The sequence below is a fragment of the uncultured Proteiniphilum sp. genome (assembly GCF_937873925.1).
Lineage (GTDB): Bacteria > Bacteroidota > Bacteroidia > Bacteroidales > Dysgonomonadaceae > Proteiniphilum.
Map to the genome: position 1 here is coordinate 1 of NZ_CALNAT010000242.1, position 18,992 is coordinate 18,992.

At 42.5% G+C, this 18,992-nt stretch carries 17 protein-coding genes, 1 tRNA gene and 3 pseudogenes; 10 read left to right on the forward strand and 11 right to left on the reverse strand.

The genetic code is table 11. The annotated features are described in order from the left end of the window. Both Q0502_RS17050 and gap read left to right on the forward strand, forming a co-directional pair. Positions 1-215: pseudogene (locus tag Q0502_RS17050) on the forward strand (NAD-dependent epimerase); the annotation flags it as partial. A gap of 244 nt (positions 216-459) precedes the next feature. Then, entirely contained in the window at positions 460-1,464 is a 1,005-nt protein-coding gene (gene gap / locus Q0502_RS17055) for a type I glyceraldehyde-3-phosphate dehydrogenase (protein WP_298653481.1), read from the forward strand. 110 nt (positions 1,465-1,574) lie between these two features. Here gap and Q0502_RS17060 read toward each other — a convergent pair whose 3' ends face one another. Continuing rightward, the gene (locus Q0502_RS17060) at positions 1,575-1,742 is read right to left on the reverse strand and encodes a 4Fe-4S binding protein (RefSeq protein WP_076930343.1); all 168 of its coding nucleotides are present in this window, start codon (positions 1,740-1,742) and stop codon (positions 1,575-1,577) included. Positions 1,743-1,982: 240 nt separating this feature from the next. Between Q0502_RS17060 and Q0502_RS17065 the strand changes: the two genes are divergently transcribed. After that, a complete protein-coding gene (locus tag Q0502_RS17065) occupies positions 1,983-2,693 on the forward strand; it encodes a porin family protein (protein ID WP_298653487.1) in 711 nt (236 codons plus the stop codon). Here the strand turns inward: Q0502_RS17065 and Q0502_RS17070 are convergent. The 3 genes and pseudogenes from Q0502_RS17070 to mtaB form a co-directional block, all read right to left on the reverse strand. Further along, positions 2,674-3,726, reverse strand: a complete 1,053-nt coding sequence (locus Q0502_RS17070; RefSeq protein WP_298653489.1) for a glycosyltransferase family 2 protein — start codon at positions 3,724-3,726, stop codon at positions 2,674-2,676. The genes Q0502_RS17065 and Q0502_RS17070 overlap by 20 nt on opposite strands. A gap of 83 nt (positions 3,727-3,809) precedes the next feature. Continuing rightward, positions 3,810-4,712: a lysophospholipid acyltransferase family protein gene (locus Q0502_RS17075; RefSeq protein ID WP_298653491.1), complete on the reverse strand. Its 903-nt coding sequence runs from the start codon at positions 4,710-4,712 to the stop codon at positions 3,810-3,812. After that, a pseudogene (mtaB, locus tag Q0502_RS17080) lies at positions 4,712-5,976 on the reverse strand (tRNA (N(6)-L-threonylcarbamoyladenosine(37)-C(2))-methylthiotransferase MtaB). The gene Q0502_RS17075 and the pseudogene mtaB overlap by 1 nt, the downstream one beginning before the upstream one ends. A 196-nt stretch (positions 5,977-6,172) precedes the next feature. On the opposite strand from mtaB, the gene Q0502_RS17085 reads away from it, so the two are divergent. The 5 genes and pseudogenes from Q0502_RS17085 to Q0502_RS17105 all read left to right on the forward strand — a co-directional run bounded on the left by Q0502_RS17085 (position 6,173) and on the right by Q0502_RS17105 (position 10,656). Beyond that, the gene (locus tag Q0502_RS17085) at positions 6,173-7,819 is read left to right on the forward strand and encodes an AMP-binding protein (protein WP_298653493.1); all 1,647 of its coding nucleotides are present in this window, start codon (positions 6,173-6,175) and stop codon (positions 7,817-7,819) included. Between the two features lie 203 nt (positions 7,820-8,022). Further along, a complete protein-coding gene (locus Q0502_RS17090) occupies positions 8,023-8,259 on the forward strand; it encodes a hypothetical protein (RefSeq protein WP_298653495.1) in 237 nt (78 codons plus the stop codon). A 173-nt stretch (positions 8,260-8,432) separates the two neighbouring features. Then, a pseudogene (locus tag Q0502_RS17095) lies at positions 8,433-9,887 on the forward strand (alpha-L-fucosidase); the annotation flags it as partial. Between the two features lie 70 nt (positions 9,888-9,957). Further along, positions 9,958-10,575 carry a DUF3256 family protein gene (locus tag Q0502_RS17100; RefSeq protein ID WP_298653497.1) on the forward strand — a complete coding sequence of 206 codons (618 nt, stop codon included), beginning with the start codon at positions 9,958-9,960 and terminating at the stop codon, positions 10,573-10,575. A gap of 9 nt (positions 10,576-10,584) precedes the next feature. Next, a tRNA-Arg gene (locus Q0502_RS17105) sits at positions 10,585-10,656 on the forward strand. Between the two features lie 86 nt (positions 10,657-10,742). Here Q0502_RS17105 and Q0502_RS17110 read toward each other — a convergent pair. After that, on the reverse strand, positions 10,743-10,916 hold the full coding sequence (locus Q0502_RS17110) for a hypothetical protein (protein ID WP_298653499.1): 174 nt from the start codon (positions 10,914-10,916) through the stop codon (positions 10,743-10,745). Further along, positions 10,913-11,212, reverse strand: a complete 300-nt coding sequence (locus Q0502_RS19080; RefSeq protein WP_366521814.1) for a type II toxin-antitoxin system RelE/ParE family toxin — start codon at positions 11,210-11,212, stop codon at positions 10,913-10,915. The genes Q0502_RS17110 and Q0502_RS19080 overlap by 4 nt, the downstream gene beginning before the upstream one ends. Before the next feature lie 723 nt (positions 11,213-11,935). Between Q0502_RS19080 and Q0502_RS17115 the strand changes: the two genes are divergently transcribed. Next, a complete protein-coding gene (locus Q0502_RS17115; protein WP_298653501.1) occupies positions 11,936-12,262 on the forward strand; it encodes a hypothetical protein in 327 nt (108 codons plus the stop codon). Further along, on the forward strand, positions 12,259-12,552 hold the full coding sequence (locus tag Q0502_RS17120; protein WP_298653503.1) for a Txe/YoeB family addiction module toxin: 294 nt from the start codon (positions 12,259-12,261) through the stop codon (positions 12,550-12,552). The genes Q0502_RS17115 and Q0502_RS17120 overlap by 4 nt, the downstream gene beginning before the upstream one ends. Before the next feature lie 742 nt (positions 12,553-13,294). On the opposite strand, the gene Q0502_RS17125 is transcribed toward Q0502_RS17120, so the two are convergent. The 5 genes from Q0502_RS17125 to Q0502_RS17145 all read right to left on the reverse strand — a co-directional run bounded on the left by Q0502_RS17125 (position 13,295) and on the right by Q0502_RS17145 (position 18,987). Continuing rightward, a complete protein-coding gene (locus tag Q0502_RS17125; protein ID WP_298653505.1) occupies positions 13,295-14,878 on the reverse strand; it encodes a PAS domain-containing protein in 1,584 nt (527 codons plus the stop codon). Between the two features lie 306 nt (positions 14,879-15,184). Next, a complete protein-coding gene (locus tag Q0502_RS17130) occupies positions 15,185-16,336 on the reverse strand; it encodes an AraC family transcriptional regulator (protein WP_298653507.1) in 1,152 nt (383 codons plus the stop codon). Positions 16,337-16,338: 2 nt separating this feature from the next. Further along, complete coding sequence (locus tag Q0502_RS17135; RefSeq protein ID WP_298653509.1) at positions 16,339-17,433, reverse strand: AraC family transcriptional regulator; 1,095 nt, start codon at positions 17,431-17,433, stop codon at positions 16,339-16,341. 22 nt (positions 17,434-17,455) lie between these two features. Continuing rightward, a complete protein-coding gene (locus Q0502_RS17140; protein WP_298653511.1) occupies positions 17,456-18,082 on the reverse strand; it encodes a helix-turn-helix domain-containing protein in 627 nt (208 codons plus the stop codon). Positions 18,083-18,513: 431 nt separating this feature from the next. Continuing rightward, complete coding sequence (locus Q0502_RS17145) at positions 18,514-18,987, reverse strand: DUF1573 domain-containing protein (RefSeq protein ID WP_298653513.1); 474 nt, start codon at positions 18,985-18,987, stop codon at positions 18,514-18,516. Between the last annotated feature and the right edge of the window lie 5 nt (positions 18,988-18,992).

The window sequence follows — 18,992 nt, forward strand, 5'->3', positions numbered from 1 at the left end:
CACCCATACAACTGATTGATTTCATCCGTATCATCGAAAAGACTACCGGAAAACAAGCCATTCAGGAGATGGCGGATATGCAACCCGGCGATGTAGTGTCCACATACGCCGATACTTCGCTCCTCCAACAACGGTTCGGATACAAACCGCGTACATCGGTAAAAACCGGCATCAGGGAATTCTATGACTGGTTTAAGAAATATACTCCGGAATGAAATGAAGTTAACATCTTCAGATTTTTCCCTGCAAAGCAAATTTCAGTTTTTTGTCCCAAATAATTTTATCAAACCGAAAAAATATGCTATTTTTGTAAGCCTGTTAAAAAGATGGTTTTTAGGGACGTTCTTCATCAGGTTGAAGGGGCTGAAGATAGGGATGACAACCGGTATGCAGCCCAAAAGAGATAGCAATAACAGCAATTAGTAAGAACTCTTTTAACAAATAAAATTCAATAAAGTTATGATTAAAGTAGGTATTAACGGATTTGGCCGCATCGGACGTTTGGTTTTCCGTGCTGCACAAAACAGAGACGATATCCAGATTGTGGGTATCAACGACTTGCTCGATGTGGATTACATCGCTTATATGTTAAAATATGACACGATCCACGGTCAGTTCACCGGATCGATCGATGTAAAAGACGGTAACTTAGTGGTAAACGGAAACACCATTCGTGTATCTGCCGAAAGAAATCCGGCCGACCTGAAATGGGATGCCGTAGGTGCGGAATACGTAGTTGAATCTACCGGTTTGTTCCTTTCTAAAGATAAAGCACAAGGCCATATCGATGCCGGAGCGAAGTATGTAGTGATGTCTGGGCCTTCTAAAGATGATACCCGGATGTATGTTGTCGGAGTGAACCAAAATACGTACACCAAAGGAGAACAATTCGTTTCCAACGCTTCCTGTACAACCAACTGTCTGGCCCCCATTGCAAAAGTATTGAACGAGAAATTCGGGATTATCGAGGGATTGATGACTACCGTACACTCAACCACTGCTACCCAGAAAACCGTTGACGGTCCTTCTGCAAAAGACTGGAGAGGTGGCCGCGCCGCTTCTGCAAACATCATTCCGTCTTCTACCGGAGCAGCTAAAGCTGTGGGTAAAGTCATTCCCGAACTGAACGGAAAATTGACCGGTATGTCTATGCGCGTTCCTACATTGAACGTTTCTGTAGTTGACCTGACCGTTCGTTTGGCACAAGAAACCACCTACGAAGAAATTTGCGCAGCGATGAAAGAAGCTTCCGAAGGCGAACTGAAAGGAGTTCTGGGATATACCGACGAAGATGTAGTATCAAGTGATTTTATCGGCGATACCCACACTTCCATCTTTGATGAAAAAGCCGGTATTCAATTAAGCCCTACATTTGTAAAAGTATTGTCATGGTATGATAACGAATGGGCTTTTTCGGTGAAACTGCTCGATTTAGTTGCTCACATGGCAAAAGTGAACGGATAATATGTCATTATCATAATTATAGTAATAAGCGCCTCTCAACGAGGCGTTTTTTTTGCATAAAAAAAGCCGGACAGCAATGTTCGACTTTTTTTATCAAATATACCGGCGTTCTATTCCGGGTGAATTGATTCTGTGGGACACACTTCTGCACAAGAACCGCAGTCGGTGCATACATCAGGGTCGATTACATAAATATCGCCTTCTGATATTGCCTCAACAGGACATTCATCGATGCATGTTCCACAGGCAATGCAACTGTCATCAATTACGTAAGCCATAATAAATAAAAGAGTTAGTTATTGTAATTAGTTGTATGTTGATGCAAAGATAATCAGTTTTTTTCTAATACAAAAAATGTGCAATATTTTGCGCCCTATTTAGAATCCGTATAAATTCCTCTTCCTCCCATTTCTCTCTTATTCTGATAAAACAACCGGATTTTCCCGGTGGATAAACATACAAAACACAATAACCGGCAAGAAGAAACGTTTATACACTGAGTATTTTCATTCAACTAAATGAGCAAGAAAGCTACATATCTTCTTCTACTTCTACTGATCCTGATTTCAGGGAATCTCTACGGCCAGCACCGCAAGCTGCAGCACCGCCCCTATGCCGATCAACGGCTGTTTCATCTGGGATTCACGCTTGGACTGCATACACAAGACCTGATACTCACCCAATCGGGATTTGTCAATGAAAACGGGGAGGTCTGGTTCTCTGAAATTCCTGTATATACCCCGGGGTTCGCAGTCGGAATTATCGGGGATATGTACCTGAACAGATTCATGAATCTCAGAGTGGTTCCGTCACTCTATCTGGGCGATAAAAAATTTATATTCAGGGAACAGTCGTCCGGTGAAGAATACCCCACACACATTCGCAATAACTATATCACCCTGCCGCTGCACCTGAAGATCTCGGCCGACAGGATCAATAACTTTCGGCCCTACGCCCTCGTGGGAGGATATGGCAGCATAGAACTGGCTTCGGCAAAAAACCGGGCCGTACTGTTAAAACCATATGATGCGGGAATTGAGTTTGGTGTGGGGTGCGACTTTTACCTGCCGCTTTTCAAACTGTCGCCGGAACTGAAGTTTAGTTTCGGTCTGACAGATATACTGGAAAAGGATAGGAAGGACCTGAAAGACGACGATCTCCGGAAATATGCCAACTCACTCTCGAAAGCTGTACAACGAATGATCACCCTCAGTTTTCATTTCGAGTGATCTCTTCTCCCTTCCCGAAAACAGCCGTATAGGTCCTTTTTCCTCTGAAATAAAAATCCATCAAAATGCTCTTCCGGTATTGCGTGGGGATATGCTCCACGGTGGTTTTTCTCAGATTCTCTTCCCGCACCGGTTTATACAAAGGGCGCATTTTCAGGAAATCCCTATAGGCATCAACCACGGCACGCGCGCTTTTGAAGTTTCCCTTCAGCAGAAGACGCATGCAGGCCAGTATATCAAAGAAAATTCGTAGAATAAATGTCGAATGGTATATCCGTTGCGGTATATTTTTATAAATCATCAGCAGGTTATTGCGGAAATTCAGGTACATCTTTTTCGGGTTATCCTGATTGAGCGATGCACCGCCCACATGATAAACAACCGATGAGGGTACGCACATCACTCTCCTGCCCCGCGCATTCAACCGCCAACAGAGATCTATCTCCTCCATATGGGCAAAGAAACGGCCATCCAATCCTCCGGCCTCTGTGTAGTCTTTCTTCCTGATACAAAGGCAGGCTCCTGTCGCCCAGAAAACAGGTATTTCAGTATCATACTGCCTTTGATCTTCTTCTACCACATGCAGTATCCTTCCTCTGCAGAAGGGATAGCCGTAACGATCGATAAACCCTCCGGACGCACCGGCATATTCAAACCGGCCTTTCTCTTTATAGGAGCGTATTTTCGGCTGCACCGCCGCCACTTCGGGATGTGCATCCATATAGGAGATCAGGGGGAGTAGCCAATCCGGCGTGGTTTCCACATCGGAATTGAGCAACACCACATATTCCGTATCCAACTGTTGTAGTGCCTTGTTGTACCCATCGGCAAATCCGTAATTCTTATCCAGCACAATCACCGGCAGGTCGGGATAATGGATCGTGAGAAACTCCAGCGAATCATCATTTGAACTGTTGTCGGCCACAATCACACTACACTCCTCGTCCGAGGAGTGTTGCACCACTGAAGGAAGAAACTGCTCCAGCAGTTTTTTCCCGTTCCAGTTCAATATAACTACAGATATTCTTACCACTACCAATTACCCATTATGAGTTATAAGTTATGAATTACTGATTGTCAACTATCATCAAATCATTAAATCATCAAATCAGCACATCAAATTACAGGTTTACGGAATTTCCAGCGGTTATGCGACCACAGATAATAGGCCGGTTCCCTCATTGTTGTCTCCTCCAGTTTTCGTATATACCGCTCCATTACGGTATATTCGGTCTCTTCACTCGCATCGGGAGTGATCACGAAAAACTTACCGACGTAATATCCTCTTTTGATCTTTTCAATGTCTAAATAGACAATGGAGCTGCCCAGGTACCGGGCTATCTTTTCCATACCGGTCTGCACAGGCGTCTCCTGATTCAGGAATGTAGTCCAATACTGATCCTGACGGGGGGACGGCCGTTGGTCTGTAAGAAAACCTGCCACCATTGTTCTCTCTTCGTTCCGGAAACGGATCATCTGACGAAAGGCACTCCGCATCTCGATCGGATTGGAACAGAAACGACTCCGTATTTTCAGAAAAAGACGGTCGAATGCCGCGGAATGCAGCTGTTTATAGATCAATCCCGTCTCCATACCCGGCATCAGATGCAGCCCGATAGACGGGACCCACTCCCAATTGCCGTAATGGCCGAGACTCAATATACAGGATTTTCCTTTAGAGCCCAGCCGGTTAATAATTTCCGGATTTTCGAATTTCATTCGCTTACGTACCTCTTCATCGGAAAGACGAAGTGTTTTGACGGTCTCCACAAAATAGTCGCACAAGTGGCGGTAGAACTTTTTCTCAATCTTCACGATACTTTTTTCCGTCTTCTCCGGGAAAGCATTATTCAGATTCCTCCTGACCAATTTCCTCCTGTATCTTACCACATGATAAACAACCAGGTAGAGCACATCGGAGAGAATATACAATACTTTAAACGGCAGTAACGCATGCAGATATGCTGCCGCATATAACAGCAAATACCCCACCCCCTTTTTACTTCCTTCGTCATCCATTAAAAAACCGCTTTCATTGCCATTTCCTCCTCGTCATAGGCTCCCACTTCAACCTCTATCATCCTGTTCACAAGCGAAGAATCATAATCGGCATACAATTTTACATAATTTTCGGTAAACCCGTGCATTTTTTTACCGCGTTTTGTGTGTTCGAATAATACTTTTTTCCGATTTCCCTGCTGTGACAGATAAAAATTCTGCACACGTCCGTCGGAAAGATCCAGCAAAGCCTTACTACGCGCATGTTTAGTTTTCGGATCCACCGTATAATCTATATTCAGGGCAGCCGTTCCGGGGCGTTCGGAGTAGGTAAAGACATGCAATTGGGAGAAATCGATCGAACGGATAAATGTTTCACTTTCGGAGAAATAGTCGTCGGTCTCGCCCCGGACACCCACGATCACATCCACACCAATAAAAGCGTGGGGAAGGATTTCCTTGATCTTTTCCACTTTATGGCGGAACAGCGCCGTGTCGTATCTCCGTTTCATCAGTTTCAGCACAGCATCGCTCCCGGATTGCAGCGGCATATGGAAATGGGGAGCAAAACGATCCGATCCGGCTACGAAATCGATAATCTCGTCCGACAGCAGATTCGGCTCAATGGACGAGATACGGTAACGTTCCACACCCTTCACCTTATCGAGCTCTTTGAGCAGATCCAGAAAATTTTCCCTGGTCGTATGCCCGAAATCGCCAATATTCACTCCTGTAAGCACAATCTCTTTGAGCCGTTACGGCTTCTGCCTCTCGCGAAAGGGATGGTACAGAAAGAGCAGAAATAGTCACACCCATCCTGTACTTTCAAAAAATAACGGGTACGATCGTCCGCGGAAACAGAAGGGACGAACGAACGGATGCGATGTGTTTTTGATGTGACGATCTCTCCTTTCTCTTTTTTCTTCAGATCAGCGAGATATTTCACCACATCCAGCTTCTGCTCTGCGCCCAGCACTAAGTCCACACCTTCAATCCCGGCAACTTCTTCTGGTTTCAACTGGGCGTAGCACCCTGTAACCACCACAAATGCTGACGGGTTTTCCTGGATCACTTTCCGGATAGCCTGACGGCCTTTCTTATCGGCCAGCTCGGTCACGGAGCAGGTGTTGATCACACATATATCAGCTTCCTGCCCCTTCCGGGCACGCCGTACACCGGAATTCAGCAACTGCCTTCCGATAGCGGATGTTTCCGCAAAATTTAATTTGCAGCCGAGCGTATAATAGGCCGCTGTTTTATTTTCAAAAATGGTTCTATCGATCATATCTGATTTGTCATTTAGTGAATATCTCTATCCGGAAAATACTGCCGCGACAGAAACAATTCGCATGACAATGAATTACCCTGTGAATAAATGAAGCGACAAAATTACAATTTTACTCCTAATTTACAGCCCTTTTTTCTTTGATAATATATTTTTAGCTATTACTTTTGCACATATTTAGTAATAATGTGCAATTATGATTGAACAAAACTTCATCAAAATATACGAAGAGAACTTCAAAAAGAACTGGTATCTACCTGCATTGACTGACTATAAAGGCGGCAATTCATATACCTATGGCGAACTGGCGCGTGAAATAGCCAAACTCCACCTCCTATTTTCGGAGTTGCAGATTGAGAAGGGCGACAAAATTTCGCTGGTTGGCAAAAACCACTCCTCATGGTCGATCGTTTTTATGGCCACCATCACTTACGGTGCTGTCATTGTTCCCATTTTGCATGAATTCAATACGGAGAGTATCGAACATATCATCGATCATTCCGATTCAAAACTGGTATTTGTCAACGAGTCCATCTGGAAGTCGATGAACAGGGAAAACCTGAAGATCCCGGTATTCGGGTTGCCCTCTTTCTCTCTTCTGAAAAGCAACGATGAAAGTACAACCGAAAAGGTGGCAAAATTGGAAGAAATATTTTATCGCACCTACGCGAGTGGTTTTTTCCCTGACGACATCCGTTATGCCGAAGTAAATAATGAGGAGGTGGCCTGCCTCAATTACACATCGGGAACCACCGGATTCAGTAAAGGCGTGATGATTACGGCAAACAATTTTGCAGGGAATGTCACCTACGCCGAGAAACTGAACCTGCTTTTTACCGGTGACCGCAATCTGGCATTTTTACCGATGGCCCATGTATATGGCTGTGCCTTCGATTTTCTCTATGCCCTTTCTGCCGGCGTCCACATCACGCTGCTGGGCATCTCTCCCACCCCCCAGAACCTTATCGTTGCATTGAATGAAGTGAAACCGCACCTTATCATCACGGTACCCCTCGTTTTTGAAAAGATATATAAAAAAAGGATCCTGCCGGTAATAGAAAAACCGGCCATTAAGGCGCTTTTAAAAATCCCCGCTATCAATAAACTTATCCTTAACACGATAAAGAAATCACTGATAAGGACATTGGGAGGAAACTTCAGGGAGGTGATCATAGGCGGTGCAGCGCTGAACGCGGAAGTAGAAGCTTTCTTCCATAAGATGAAATTCCCTTTCACGGTAGGCTATGGTATGACGGAATGCGCCCCGCTTATCTCTTACGACTATCATTACGACTTCGTGCCTACCTCCTGCGGTTCGGTATTGGACAAGATCATGGAGGCGCGCATAGATTCGGTTGATCCGGAGAATATTCCGGGTGAAATCCAGGTGCGGGGCGAAAATGTGATGAAAGGATACTACAAAAATCCCGAAGCGACGGCAGCTGCCTTCACGGCCGATGGCTGGCTCAAAACCGGCGACCAGGGTATTATGAAGGAAAAGCGCCTGTTCATTAAAGGAAGGATAAAAACCATGCTCCTTTCGGCAAACGGACAAAATATCTATCCCGAAGAGATTGAGTCGCAGTTGAATAACCTCCCGTACATCGCCGAAAGCTTAGTTATAATGCGCGATACAAAGCTTATAGCGCTGATCTGGCCCGATATTCCCGCCATGGAGGAAAATAATATCCCGAAAGAGAAACTCGTGGAAATCATGAATGAAAATAAGGGAATACTCAATCAATTGGTAGCCCAATATGAGAGGATTACCGCCATAGAAATAATGGATACGGAGTTTGAGAAAACTCCCAAGAAAACCATCAAACGTTTTCTCTATGAGTGATAAATAATAAGAAATTCAGGTAAATACAAAAGGTATGAGAGCCTATGAAGCGCTCTATTGCTATCAGATCATCAAGATTAGCAACCGCTTAATATTATTTAACTATAATTTTTTAGCAAAACATGTTCTATAACATGTTTTTGATATAATTTTGTATCGTTTTTGATAAAGCAATATTATTTATCGTTTAAAACTACTAAAAGATGAAAAAAGTACTTTTGTTAGTTGCCCTCGTTGCAACGTTGGGTTTCATTTCCTGCAACAATGCTCAGGTAAATGCTGAAAAAGCAAGGCAAGACAGCATCGCTGAAGTGGCCAGATTAGACAGCATTGCCAAAGTTCAGGCTGACAGTATCCGGGCTGCCATCGAAGCAGCTGAAGCTGCAGCATCCGATACTCTGAACCAGGTTATCGAAGAAGCTGCTCCTGCTGTGAATTAATAAGGAGCAAAGTTGAAATTGAAGTGCGGCCACCCCAAAAGGGTGGCTTTCTTATTTGATATTCTGCCAAAAATAGTAACTTTGTTTTTCTGTTCCCCAATAATATTGAGAACAGGCCAAAAGGATAAAGCAACCGAACTTATCCTCAAAATACAATTCTATCAAAACAGCAAATGAGAAAGATCCTTTTTACCGCTTTGTTGGTATCCCTGGTGTCCCTCTCAGGATGTAACCAAAGGGCCAATACCTATTTCGAGAAGAAACTGACTTTCCCTGACTTGCTTACATCCGATCAGAAGGTCAAGATCTCGGCATACGTCGTTCCCACGCAAAGCCAGTATGAATGGCAGCAGATGGAGTTAACCGCCTTTATCCATTTCGGGATAAACACCTTTACCGGACAGGAATGGGGGGACGGTAGAGAAGATACGGCACTGTTCAATCCCACCGATTTCGATGCTGAGCAATGGGTTACCACCTTGCAGGAGGCCGGCTTTAAAATGATTATTCTCACGGCAAAGCATCATGACGGCTTTTGCCTTTGGCCTACCAGGACTACCTCCCACTCCGTGGCTTCCTCGCCCTGGCGGAACGGCCTGGGGGATGTGGTGAAAGAGGTGAAGGACGCATGTGACAGGTACAATATGAAATTCGGAATTTACCTCTCTCCATGGGACAGGAACGCCGCAAGTTACGGTGATTCGCCGCGATATAACGCCTTCTTCGTCCAACAGCTTGCCGAATTGTTAACAAACTATGGAGAGATTCATGAAGTATGGTTCGACGGGGCCCGCGACGAGAGACACGACGGCACGGTACAAAAATATGACTGGGTACATTTCTATCAGGTTGTGGATAGCCTCCAACCCAAAGCCGTAAAAGCGATTATGGGTAACGACGTGCGGTGGGCAGGCAACGAGGAAGGACTGGGAAGGGAGACGGAATGGAGCGTTACACCGCTACATCCCGATATCAATGATGCCGTCATCAATGAAAATATACGATTGAATATTTCCCCTACCGCAGAGGACCTGGGCAGCCGGCGGCTTATCGCGGAAGCACAGACCATCCACTGGTATCCCTCTGAGGTAGACGTTTCCATCCGTCCGGGTTGGTTCTATCATCCGGAGGAGGATCAAGAGGTAAAAACATTGCCTCAATTGGTTGACATCTATTTTCAATCTGTCGGGATGAATTCGGTGCTCCTCTTGAACATTCCGCCGGATAAACGGGGCCGGTTACATGAAACGGACAGCGAGCGTCTTAGGCAATTCGGTGCTTATATTGCCCAGACTTTTGAAAACGAAAAGCTCACGAATGGTGATATGGAATGGAAAGCCCGTGCGGGAGCAATGAGGGAATTCAATGTAGTACCCGGCGAAACGATCAACGCGGTCATGTTACAGGAAGATATCCGCAAGGGCCAACGTGTGGAAGAATTTGTTGTGGAAGGGTGGATAAACGACGAATGGGTAGAACTGGCCACGGGAACCACCATCGGTTATAAACGACTGCTCAGGTTCGATGATGTCTCCATCTCGAAACTAAGGGTGATCATTTCAGAAACACGCGATATCGCCAATATATCCAAAGTAGGCGCTTATCATGCTCCGCATCTGGAGGAGAAGAGTGCCGATGGCCACCCTCCGGTAGAACAAGAATAAGAATAAAATTGAGATACTCACAAAATTAATGATTATGCGAATTTTTATAGGGATACTTTTTCTCTTAATTTCCCTGCTGGCAGAGGGACAAAATATAGGCGACCTGTTCAAATCGATGCCCTCGGAACTTCTCCCGGGAGTCTCGGAAGGCAATAAGACCATGTTGTTGGTCGATTCAGGAGAAACCACCGTTCCCTATGCATTGGGTGAGATCAAGAAACTGAGGCAAAGCAACGACTATCTGGAGATAAAAACATCCGACATCGGTACTACCCAATGGAAACTGTTGCCGATCGAAAAAGATTCCACGATCATATGCGTGATAAAAACGGTATGCGCAAACGCCTGTGACAGTCATATCTCGTTCTATACGACAAACTGGGAAAAAATTGACAACAACACCTTCCTACCGGAAATTTCCCAAGAAATTTTCTTCGATTCTTCCAAAAAAGAGATGGAAAATTATAAATATGGCGTATCTTTGCAGCACATTTATCCGATCTCGGCAGCTTTCAGTGAAAGCGGAAGCGATTTAACGCTGACATTCAATTACAAACCGCTCCTGACAGAGGATCAGATCGCAGAGATAAAACCTTTTCTGAAAAGCGACACCATTGTATTGAAATGGGAAAACGTTTCATTCAGGCAATAAGGTAACCCTGCACCCGTAGTTCAATGGATAGAATATCGGATTCCGGTTCCGACGATGTGGGTTCGATTCCCGCCGGGTGTACTACTGAAAAAACCATGAAGATTTACTGAATAAAAAAACCGGTGAAGATTCACCGGCTTGGTATATTATTCTAACAGTCTTAATCCTTACGCTAATTGCTTTTTTACTTCATCTAATGAATAGCGTTTTCCGTCGTCTGTTAGTTTATGCAGTTGTATCGTTAATTTGTCCTGCATATCCTCTATATCACTTGCGGTTAATTCGCTTAATATAGCCTCAAATGCTTGTATTACGCCTTTTTTTAATTGTGCTGTTTTCATTTGTACACATCCTTTCTGTGATTAATATCAATTACCAGTATAACAAGATTGTTATCCTGTAGTTCATATATTACTCGATAGTCCGCTACTCTTAGCCTATAATATCCGCTCATACCCTTCAGAGCTTTGACATTACTACTTTCATACGGATTTTCCTGTAACGCTTCGAGCTTTTCTATTACCAAGCGTTGATATATAGTATCTATCTTTTTCAGACTTTTCAACGCATTGTGGGTAAAACTCAACTTTATACATACACAAAGATATAAAAAGTTTTTTATTTCAACCAAAATCAAACACTATCGATTTTCCGGAATAAAAATACGGTATAATTCCGTATTTAGTCCAGGTTCATGTCCAACCGGGACAATTAATTGCGAATTTTGCAACGATAAACCGATTTAATCAATTGGGCATATCAATATCAAAATACACCTAAATCCCTTAAGAAGTTGATAAAATCAATATACTTCATAATTTCGAGCGCGATTTCAATCAATTGCCCGATAAATTCTATCACCCTTTCATATTTTTAATGAGCATTGGTTATTTGCGTGGGACACACTCCGAAAATTGTCCCATACACAAAGAGATTCTAAAGCAAAACCCTATGTGGTCAAATCAGAATAAAATATGGTTATTTTATTCTTACCTTTTTAATTTTCGAACCGATGTTGTAATTTGAGACTGTTTCCCTTTGGGTTTATTATCTTCTAAATCATACTGGTACACTGTCTTTCAATTGGTTAATTTGCTTCAAAATCTTCCAGTAAAGAGTTCGAGTTTGCTCCCTCTGGGTTGTACTAAAAACCGCTGTAAGTCAATTGATTTACAGCGGTTTTTCTTTTTTCGGGGCGCCAAAGGGGCGCCAAAGAAAACGAGAGATAAGATTTAAACAACTTTAACCATAAAGACACATAATTTTTGCAGAACTAAATTCCACACCGGAATAAATCGAGAATAATTTGGCTATATCAAAAAATGTACATACATTTGTACGGACATAAAAAATTAAAAAGATGAAGATAATAACTACAAGAGAAATAGTCAGGGAAACAAAAACATATTTCGAACTGGCAGAAAAAGAACGGGTTGCCGTCAAGAGAGGAAGAAAATATGTGAATCTGATTGTCACAGATGATCCTGACACAAAGTTTGTAAGTGAGGACTGGATCAATGAATTTATGAGTATTCCCGCAGAATATAGAATAAATCCTTTCGATGTCAGCCCATCGGGTGATTTGTTTTTCGCTGATAAGCGGAATATTGAACATATTGATAAAGCTCTAGCAGGACAAACAAAAAGGCTATCTGAAGAAGAAAGAAAAAAATTATTTAGCCTATGACAGCGGAAAGTAAAAGGTATATAATTGAGTATAAAGAACAATTTATTGAAGATGTATTAGCGCACAAAAAAGCGGGGAGAAAAACAATTCTTACAAAAATAAATTCTCTTATAAATGAAATAGAGGAACACCCCACAACAGGAACAGGTAAACCCGAAGCTTTAAAAGGAAATAGAAAGGGGCAATGGTCGAGACGTATAACAAGAGAGTACCGATTAATCTATGAAATCCATGAAGATATTCTAACGGTGTTAATGATTAGCGCATCTGGGCATTATGGAGAAAAATAATTTTTTGTAATTAATCGCACTTTCATTTAGGCTATCAATTTCCAATAATTTAAAGGCAATTCCCTTCCTATTTTCCCATTCTTCGTCAGAATTAAAATAATCCATCAATTCGTACTCTAATTCTTTTACAGTCTGTGAAAAGCAAGTGATATTTATTAGTATGAATAATCCTGTCAGTATTTTTTTTCATATCTCCAGTTGTACGATTTAGAATTTTTATACTTTCCTCTATCGCTGCTATAAAAAGTAATTATATTCATTTGAGGAATCATTTTCCAAGGGTCAATCTGTATTGAAGCCTTACTCCTCTCCTTATGTTTTTGTCGGTCGCATTAACGCTAACATTTTCCAAAATGGCATGTAACGTATTAATTACGCAGTAAATATAAAACATTTGTAAATACGAAACAATTATTATCAGATAATTATCAACTCATAACGGATATCCATTATCCAATAACTTCCCGGACTGCCGGTGAGTTCGGGGCAGGCTTGTATCCACTCGTCCATACCACATAGGCCTTATATGATGTTCGTGTTTTTCGGACCGGGATTTTGCCGCCGACTTCCTTCAGATTCCACCTCGCAGTGGACACCCTTGTCGTTGGCTAACGGTTGATCGCTACCTACCTCCGTAGTGGACTTCGTAATCATGCATGGCGCACAAAAAAAAGAGCCTGATTTTTATCTTCAGACTCTTTATTGTCAATTAATTACCCGAACAATCGGAAAAACTCATTCTCTAGTAAGTTGCGATGAGATCATTTATCTTCTCGATCAGTTCCTGCTGGGGCATACCGGATTGTTCACTCATCATTTTGAGCGTAGCGATAGGCAGCACTACCCTCGCCATCGGGCTCTGCAACATGGAGAATTTGGGATTTATACCGGGCAGGTCGGCCTTCAGCCTGGGATATCGTTGGATCAATGTTTTTAATTTGGTGTCCGCTGTGATGACAATTGCATTATCGCCATTGCCTTCATAGCCTTCCTTACCGTTTTCCTCGTCCCCGGCGCTCTCTTTTACCTCTTTGCCCCCATTCAGTTGATTCTGTTCCTCTTCCCAGGTAAGCAGTCTCCGCTCTCCTTCGAGCTGCCGGATATGCGTACAATCCTGCATCATTTCCATGACTCCCCTGAAAGTCCCGTCCTTGTCTCTTACAGCGACATATACAATATAGATGAAAAGTCCCGGTTTGTTGATCCAAAACTCCGATTTACTCTGCTCGCCACTGCGAAATTTCTCAATAATTTCCTCCACCATATGCAAGCTTTTGGGCGGATGGCAATTGCGCACCTCTCTCCCGATAACGCCCTTACTGCGGGGAAAGACACGATGAGGGGTATCGGTATAAAATTTCACAAGGTCGTTTTCGTCCACGAAAGAGATGTCTACGGGTAGGTGGCGGAAGAGGAGATTTATCTGCTCCAGCGTAAGTTTACCTTCGGCCACATCAAGCACTTTCTCTTGTGGGCCTGTCTCTATATTTTTTCCATACCTCGCCAGTAACGCGGCCAGGTCATCCATAAAACCGTTTTGTCCTGCCACAGGTGTTACTTCTTTATCGGATGAGGATGGATGTAGATCGGGCATATCAATCAGGAAGAATCCGATTTCCCTGTCCCCGGACTTCATCTCTTCGAACTCATTTTCCGGGATCAGTTTCAATGAAGTCGGATACAGGATCAATTCTTCTTTCTCCATCAGGTCTCTCAGGTCGACGGTCATCTGCCTGTAAGCATCGAGAAACGAATCTGTATTTACATTCCCGTTGCTCAGCAGTTCCAGGGCGTTGTTCATCTCGTCACGTATCTCATCGTCGTACATCCACATTGTGGTGGAAGGGCGGTCGAATCCCTTTCTCTCCAGTGCCGAATAAAGCTGGTTCTGCTTGCGGCTAAAATGGACTTTATACTGTATGATCTGCTCCATCAACTCCAACCATGGATTCAGGACAAAAGGCCTGCGGGCCAGTTCGTCGCCCTTCAGCAGCAATTGTTTCATTTTATCATTTTCCCGCCGGTAAGCATCTATGGAATGACCATAAGGAAGACCAGGCTCCTGGGTCTGGATCAATCCGTCAAATACTTCCAGTATGGTACGGACATCCTCATTACGGCATTCATCGGGATCTTCATTCTTAAACATTTGTTCGGCGGCAGCGAACTCTTCGGGTGAGATTCTCCCTACTTCGCTTTTCATGCGACTTTTCGCTTTATCGAGCGATAAAAGTCCCTTATCGTACTGTTGCTTGATCTGAAGCATCCGTTGAAGCTTGTTTTGGTCTAAACTTTCAAAAGTTGTATTGGTTGTTTTCTCTTGCATAATAATAATACTTTTGGCCGGAGCATCCTTTGTTTTGCGCTGTGATAATTGATTCGTCATACAAAAGGCACTCTTGTAGATCGGCCGGTTTCGCACTCTTTTACAAAGTTACGAAATCCGGGAGGCGCCCACAATCACCATAAATAGCTATTTTTCAGGGAAAACATCCCTCTTTGTGAGGATATAGCATGCTATTTCTTTTCCGGTTCAAAGTTAATGAGATCAATATTGAATAATATCCGGTGCCAAATGCGGCCAGCGGTTTCGTCCCTCCCATGGAAAGGGACTTCCGAAATCATTAAAATATCAGGAAAACAGATATTCTCCCGGCATACAACCGATCACTTTTTTGAAATGATTATAGAATGATGCGCGCGAACGGAATCCGCACTTTTCCATCAATTCGGAGACCGTTAAACTGCCGTTGCTCTCTTTTATTAATTCACAGGCGTATATTATACGTTTCCTGTTCACATATGCGGGGAATGAGGTATGGAAGGCTACATTAAAAACCTGTGAAAGGTGGTATCGGGAGATTCCCGTATGTGAAGAAAGAAATTTCATGTTGAAATCGGGATCCAGATATACTTTCTTGTTGTGTTCAAAAAAATCTTCCACCCTGTTCTTGTATGCATCGAGCTTCTTAGCGTTGAGCAACGATTTTCTGTAATGGTTCTCAGGAATAACTATCGGTTCATCATTTTTTTCCCCTGTTGATTGTGGTGGTATATCTGCCGTTACCAACATCTCCGGCACCGATACAAAACCTTTCAAACGGGTAAGTTTTTCCTGTCGTAGTTTATTTTTATATAATTCGAACAGATAAAAATAGAACGTAAATAACACGGCTATTTCCATCAGTTTAAAAAACATATACAAAGGTTCCGAAAACAATTTTTCCGTCCGGAAATTTATGATAAACCATACAATTAAAAAAATCCAAACAATTTCAAGCTGTATAGACAGGATGTTTACAAGATTCTGCTGTGGGTAGTGTATTTTTTTTATTTTTGACCTTTTATAAAATAACACCCCCAAATAAAAGGTACTCAGCAATATGCCACCGGAATAACCAGAGACCAGCAGGTTATTTTCCTGTGCCTCACTCAAACCGGGATATAACAGATATATAAAAAAAGCGGCTGTTAATATAAGTACCGGAAGTAAAAACATCCATATAGAGATGCCGGATAGTCTTCTCTTCTCCATAAGTTTATACAGGAAAAGGAACAGAAAAGTCAGTACCCACAAGACAAGGGAAAAAGTAAGGATTATCTTTGCAGGATTGGGAATAGCATACGCCGTTATTATTATGGACAGTACGGCGTCCATTACTATACACAGGAATACAAAGGGAATAAAACGCACCTTTTCATCATATTTATTGCCGGTAAGAATATAATAATAGATACCGAAGAATGAGATAAACAGGGGTATGATTACCAAAAGATGTGCCATATTCATTGTATGTTTGCAGAATATTTCCGGTTGGCCGGCTCAAAATACCGATGGCGAAATTCAGTGGGTGAACAATGTCGTAATGCCCGGAAATGGCGGTAAAACGAAGCAGCGGATTTAAATCCGCACCTCAGTGGGAGCCTCTCGTACGAATCATCAAATTCCGGCGAGAGTAAGATCCGGCAGGCATATTCTATCCGTTTTCTGGTAAGCAGTTTTACAAAAGTAGTGCCATACAATGCAAGGATCAATCCCGACAGCGTTTTTTGTGTGGTTTTCAGTTGCGATGCGGCTGTCTTCAGATTGAGTTTCACATTTTGTATCGCCTCCGAAGAAAAATAGAAATCCAGCATCTGTGATTCCTTTGTTACCTTGGTAGGAGGAACTGCATTGAGTGATGGTGGTTCATGCGGACTTTTTCTTAGAGGGAATCCCTTTGATCTGCGCGGCTTATATTCCAATATAAATCCACTGTTAAAGCGTTGAAATGCCTCAGTGAACAATATGAATACGCCTAAAAACATAACCAGGGATGCTGTTATGCTATTGTTTTTGAATATAAGCTGATTGTCCCGATAGGGATGGAAAATCATTTGTAAAGCCATGAAAAGTATAAAAAGACCCAATAACACACCATACCAGGAAAAATAGATAATCTTAGGGATATTTGCTGTTTGTCGCTGTTTTGAAAAAATATAGGTCGGGTAAGCGATTAACGACATACCGATGCAGGAATATAAAACCGGATAGTACCATGTTTGTGTTTGTCCCCTTATTTCCGGACTGAAAATGAAAATAAAATAAGCCATCCAACCTGCCATTATCGGTAATCCGTGCAAAAGGAGCGATCTGCGGGACAGTTTTTCATATACACTTCCCTGAAAATAGAAATACAAAAATGGGCCGTAGCACAGGCTAAAAGGTGCTGCATAATAAATATAGTGATAGTTATCCCACGACGTGAGCCACACAGGAAAAATAGTCAAATTGTGTATAATAACAATCCACAACACAACACCAAAAACCACATCCTTCATCGTTCTATCCTGGGTGCTATAATGCAGATGCAAGGCTGCGAGCAAAAATATGATCATCATTATGTGGATAGTGATAAACATATTATCCTGTTTTTTTTATGTTAAGATATTCAGACGGCAGCATTCCCGTCATCAACCTAAAATACTTATTGAATGATGTCCTGCAATGAAAACCACACTCATAGCCTATGGCTTCCAATGTATAACGATCTCCCTGGTCAGCTATCATTTTCACAGCATGGGCGATTCGATACTCCGCCACAAAATAGGGGAAACTTTTACCGATATACTCATTGAAAAAAAACTCCAAATCCGGTTTATCGATCTTACCCTCCAAGGATAGCATATTGAGGGTTAAATCGGGATTCAAAAATATCTTCCGCTCGTTGAAAAGATAGATGATTACCTTTTTATAGTTTTTCATACGTATGGTCAGCGGGTATTCAATTTCGTCCGGTTTTTTCGTTAGCACCAGATACTGAAACGATATTAACACGGCCACGGCCAGGATCAGCAATATATTCCATTGCGGATTAAAATTTTTGGAGGGATCGGTAAGGGTGAAAATCTGTTTACCGGGACTTAGTATCACAAATAATAACAGCGTAGCGATCAATTGTGCAAAAGATAAAAATTGAATAAAGAAAAACTTCTGACTGTCGTACTCGGAACAGAGGCGGTTCTGTATTCCGGTTATGACCGGAAACATATATATGGAAGCAACCATTCCATATGCCACCCGAAAACACTGTATCCATATTCGATCAGTTTTCGGAGAGTGTGTAAAAATCAAAAGGAAGCCGAGAAAGAACGTAAAAAGAAAGAACGGCAGCAACAAATACCCCTGTTCTCTTATATCAACCTGCCGCTGTGTTATCTTAAGATACATTGCAAAAATATAAACCGGAAACAGAAACGATATCGGAGTAGGCGCCCAAAGAATACGAAAAACTATTTCCGCACAGCCTGCAAGGAAAAAACCAAATACTATTTCATAAAACGTCAGTTTCTTATAGCATACCCTCCTCAATCTTTTTGTTAGCCTAAGGTATACGCTCTTCGTTCCGGACAGAACCTCTCCGAAAAGAATCAATATATTCTTCCAAGCTGTATGACGATCTCTATTATCAGAAAATTTTTTCATTCCCGAATAATATCTTTTTCATATGACATATAGTATTCCTTTTGGTGCTCATCCCCTTCAACAAGGTTTTTCACCCTTCCTTGCCTCTCTTTTTTCCCCTGATACAGTTCCTCATAATCTTTGGTATAGAGTGCATCGGGAACTACATTCACATCAAATACGATTTCCCTGCTTTCCGAAGTGGAAAAATTGCCGTAAAGGATGACATAATGCTTCACATAGCCCGTATTCTTGCTACTGTCGTATTTCAGCATAAGCCGCCCGGTTTTCCCTGCCGGAATGGTTCTGACAGAAGATTTTTTCAAGGTGATACACCCACAGGAGGCCAGGATATCTGTCAACATCAATGGCTGGTCTCCCGTATTTTTTATTTCAAACATAATGTGCAGCTCCTGCCCCGCCAGGACGGGATAATAATGACGGTAATTATCCACTATCTCAATCGTTGTTGTTTTATCCTCCAGACTCAAACAAC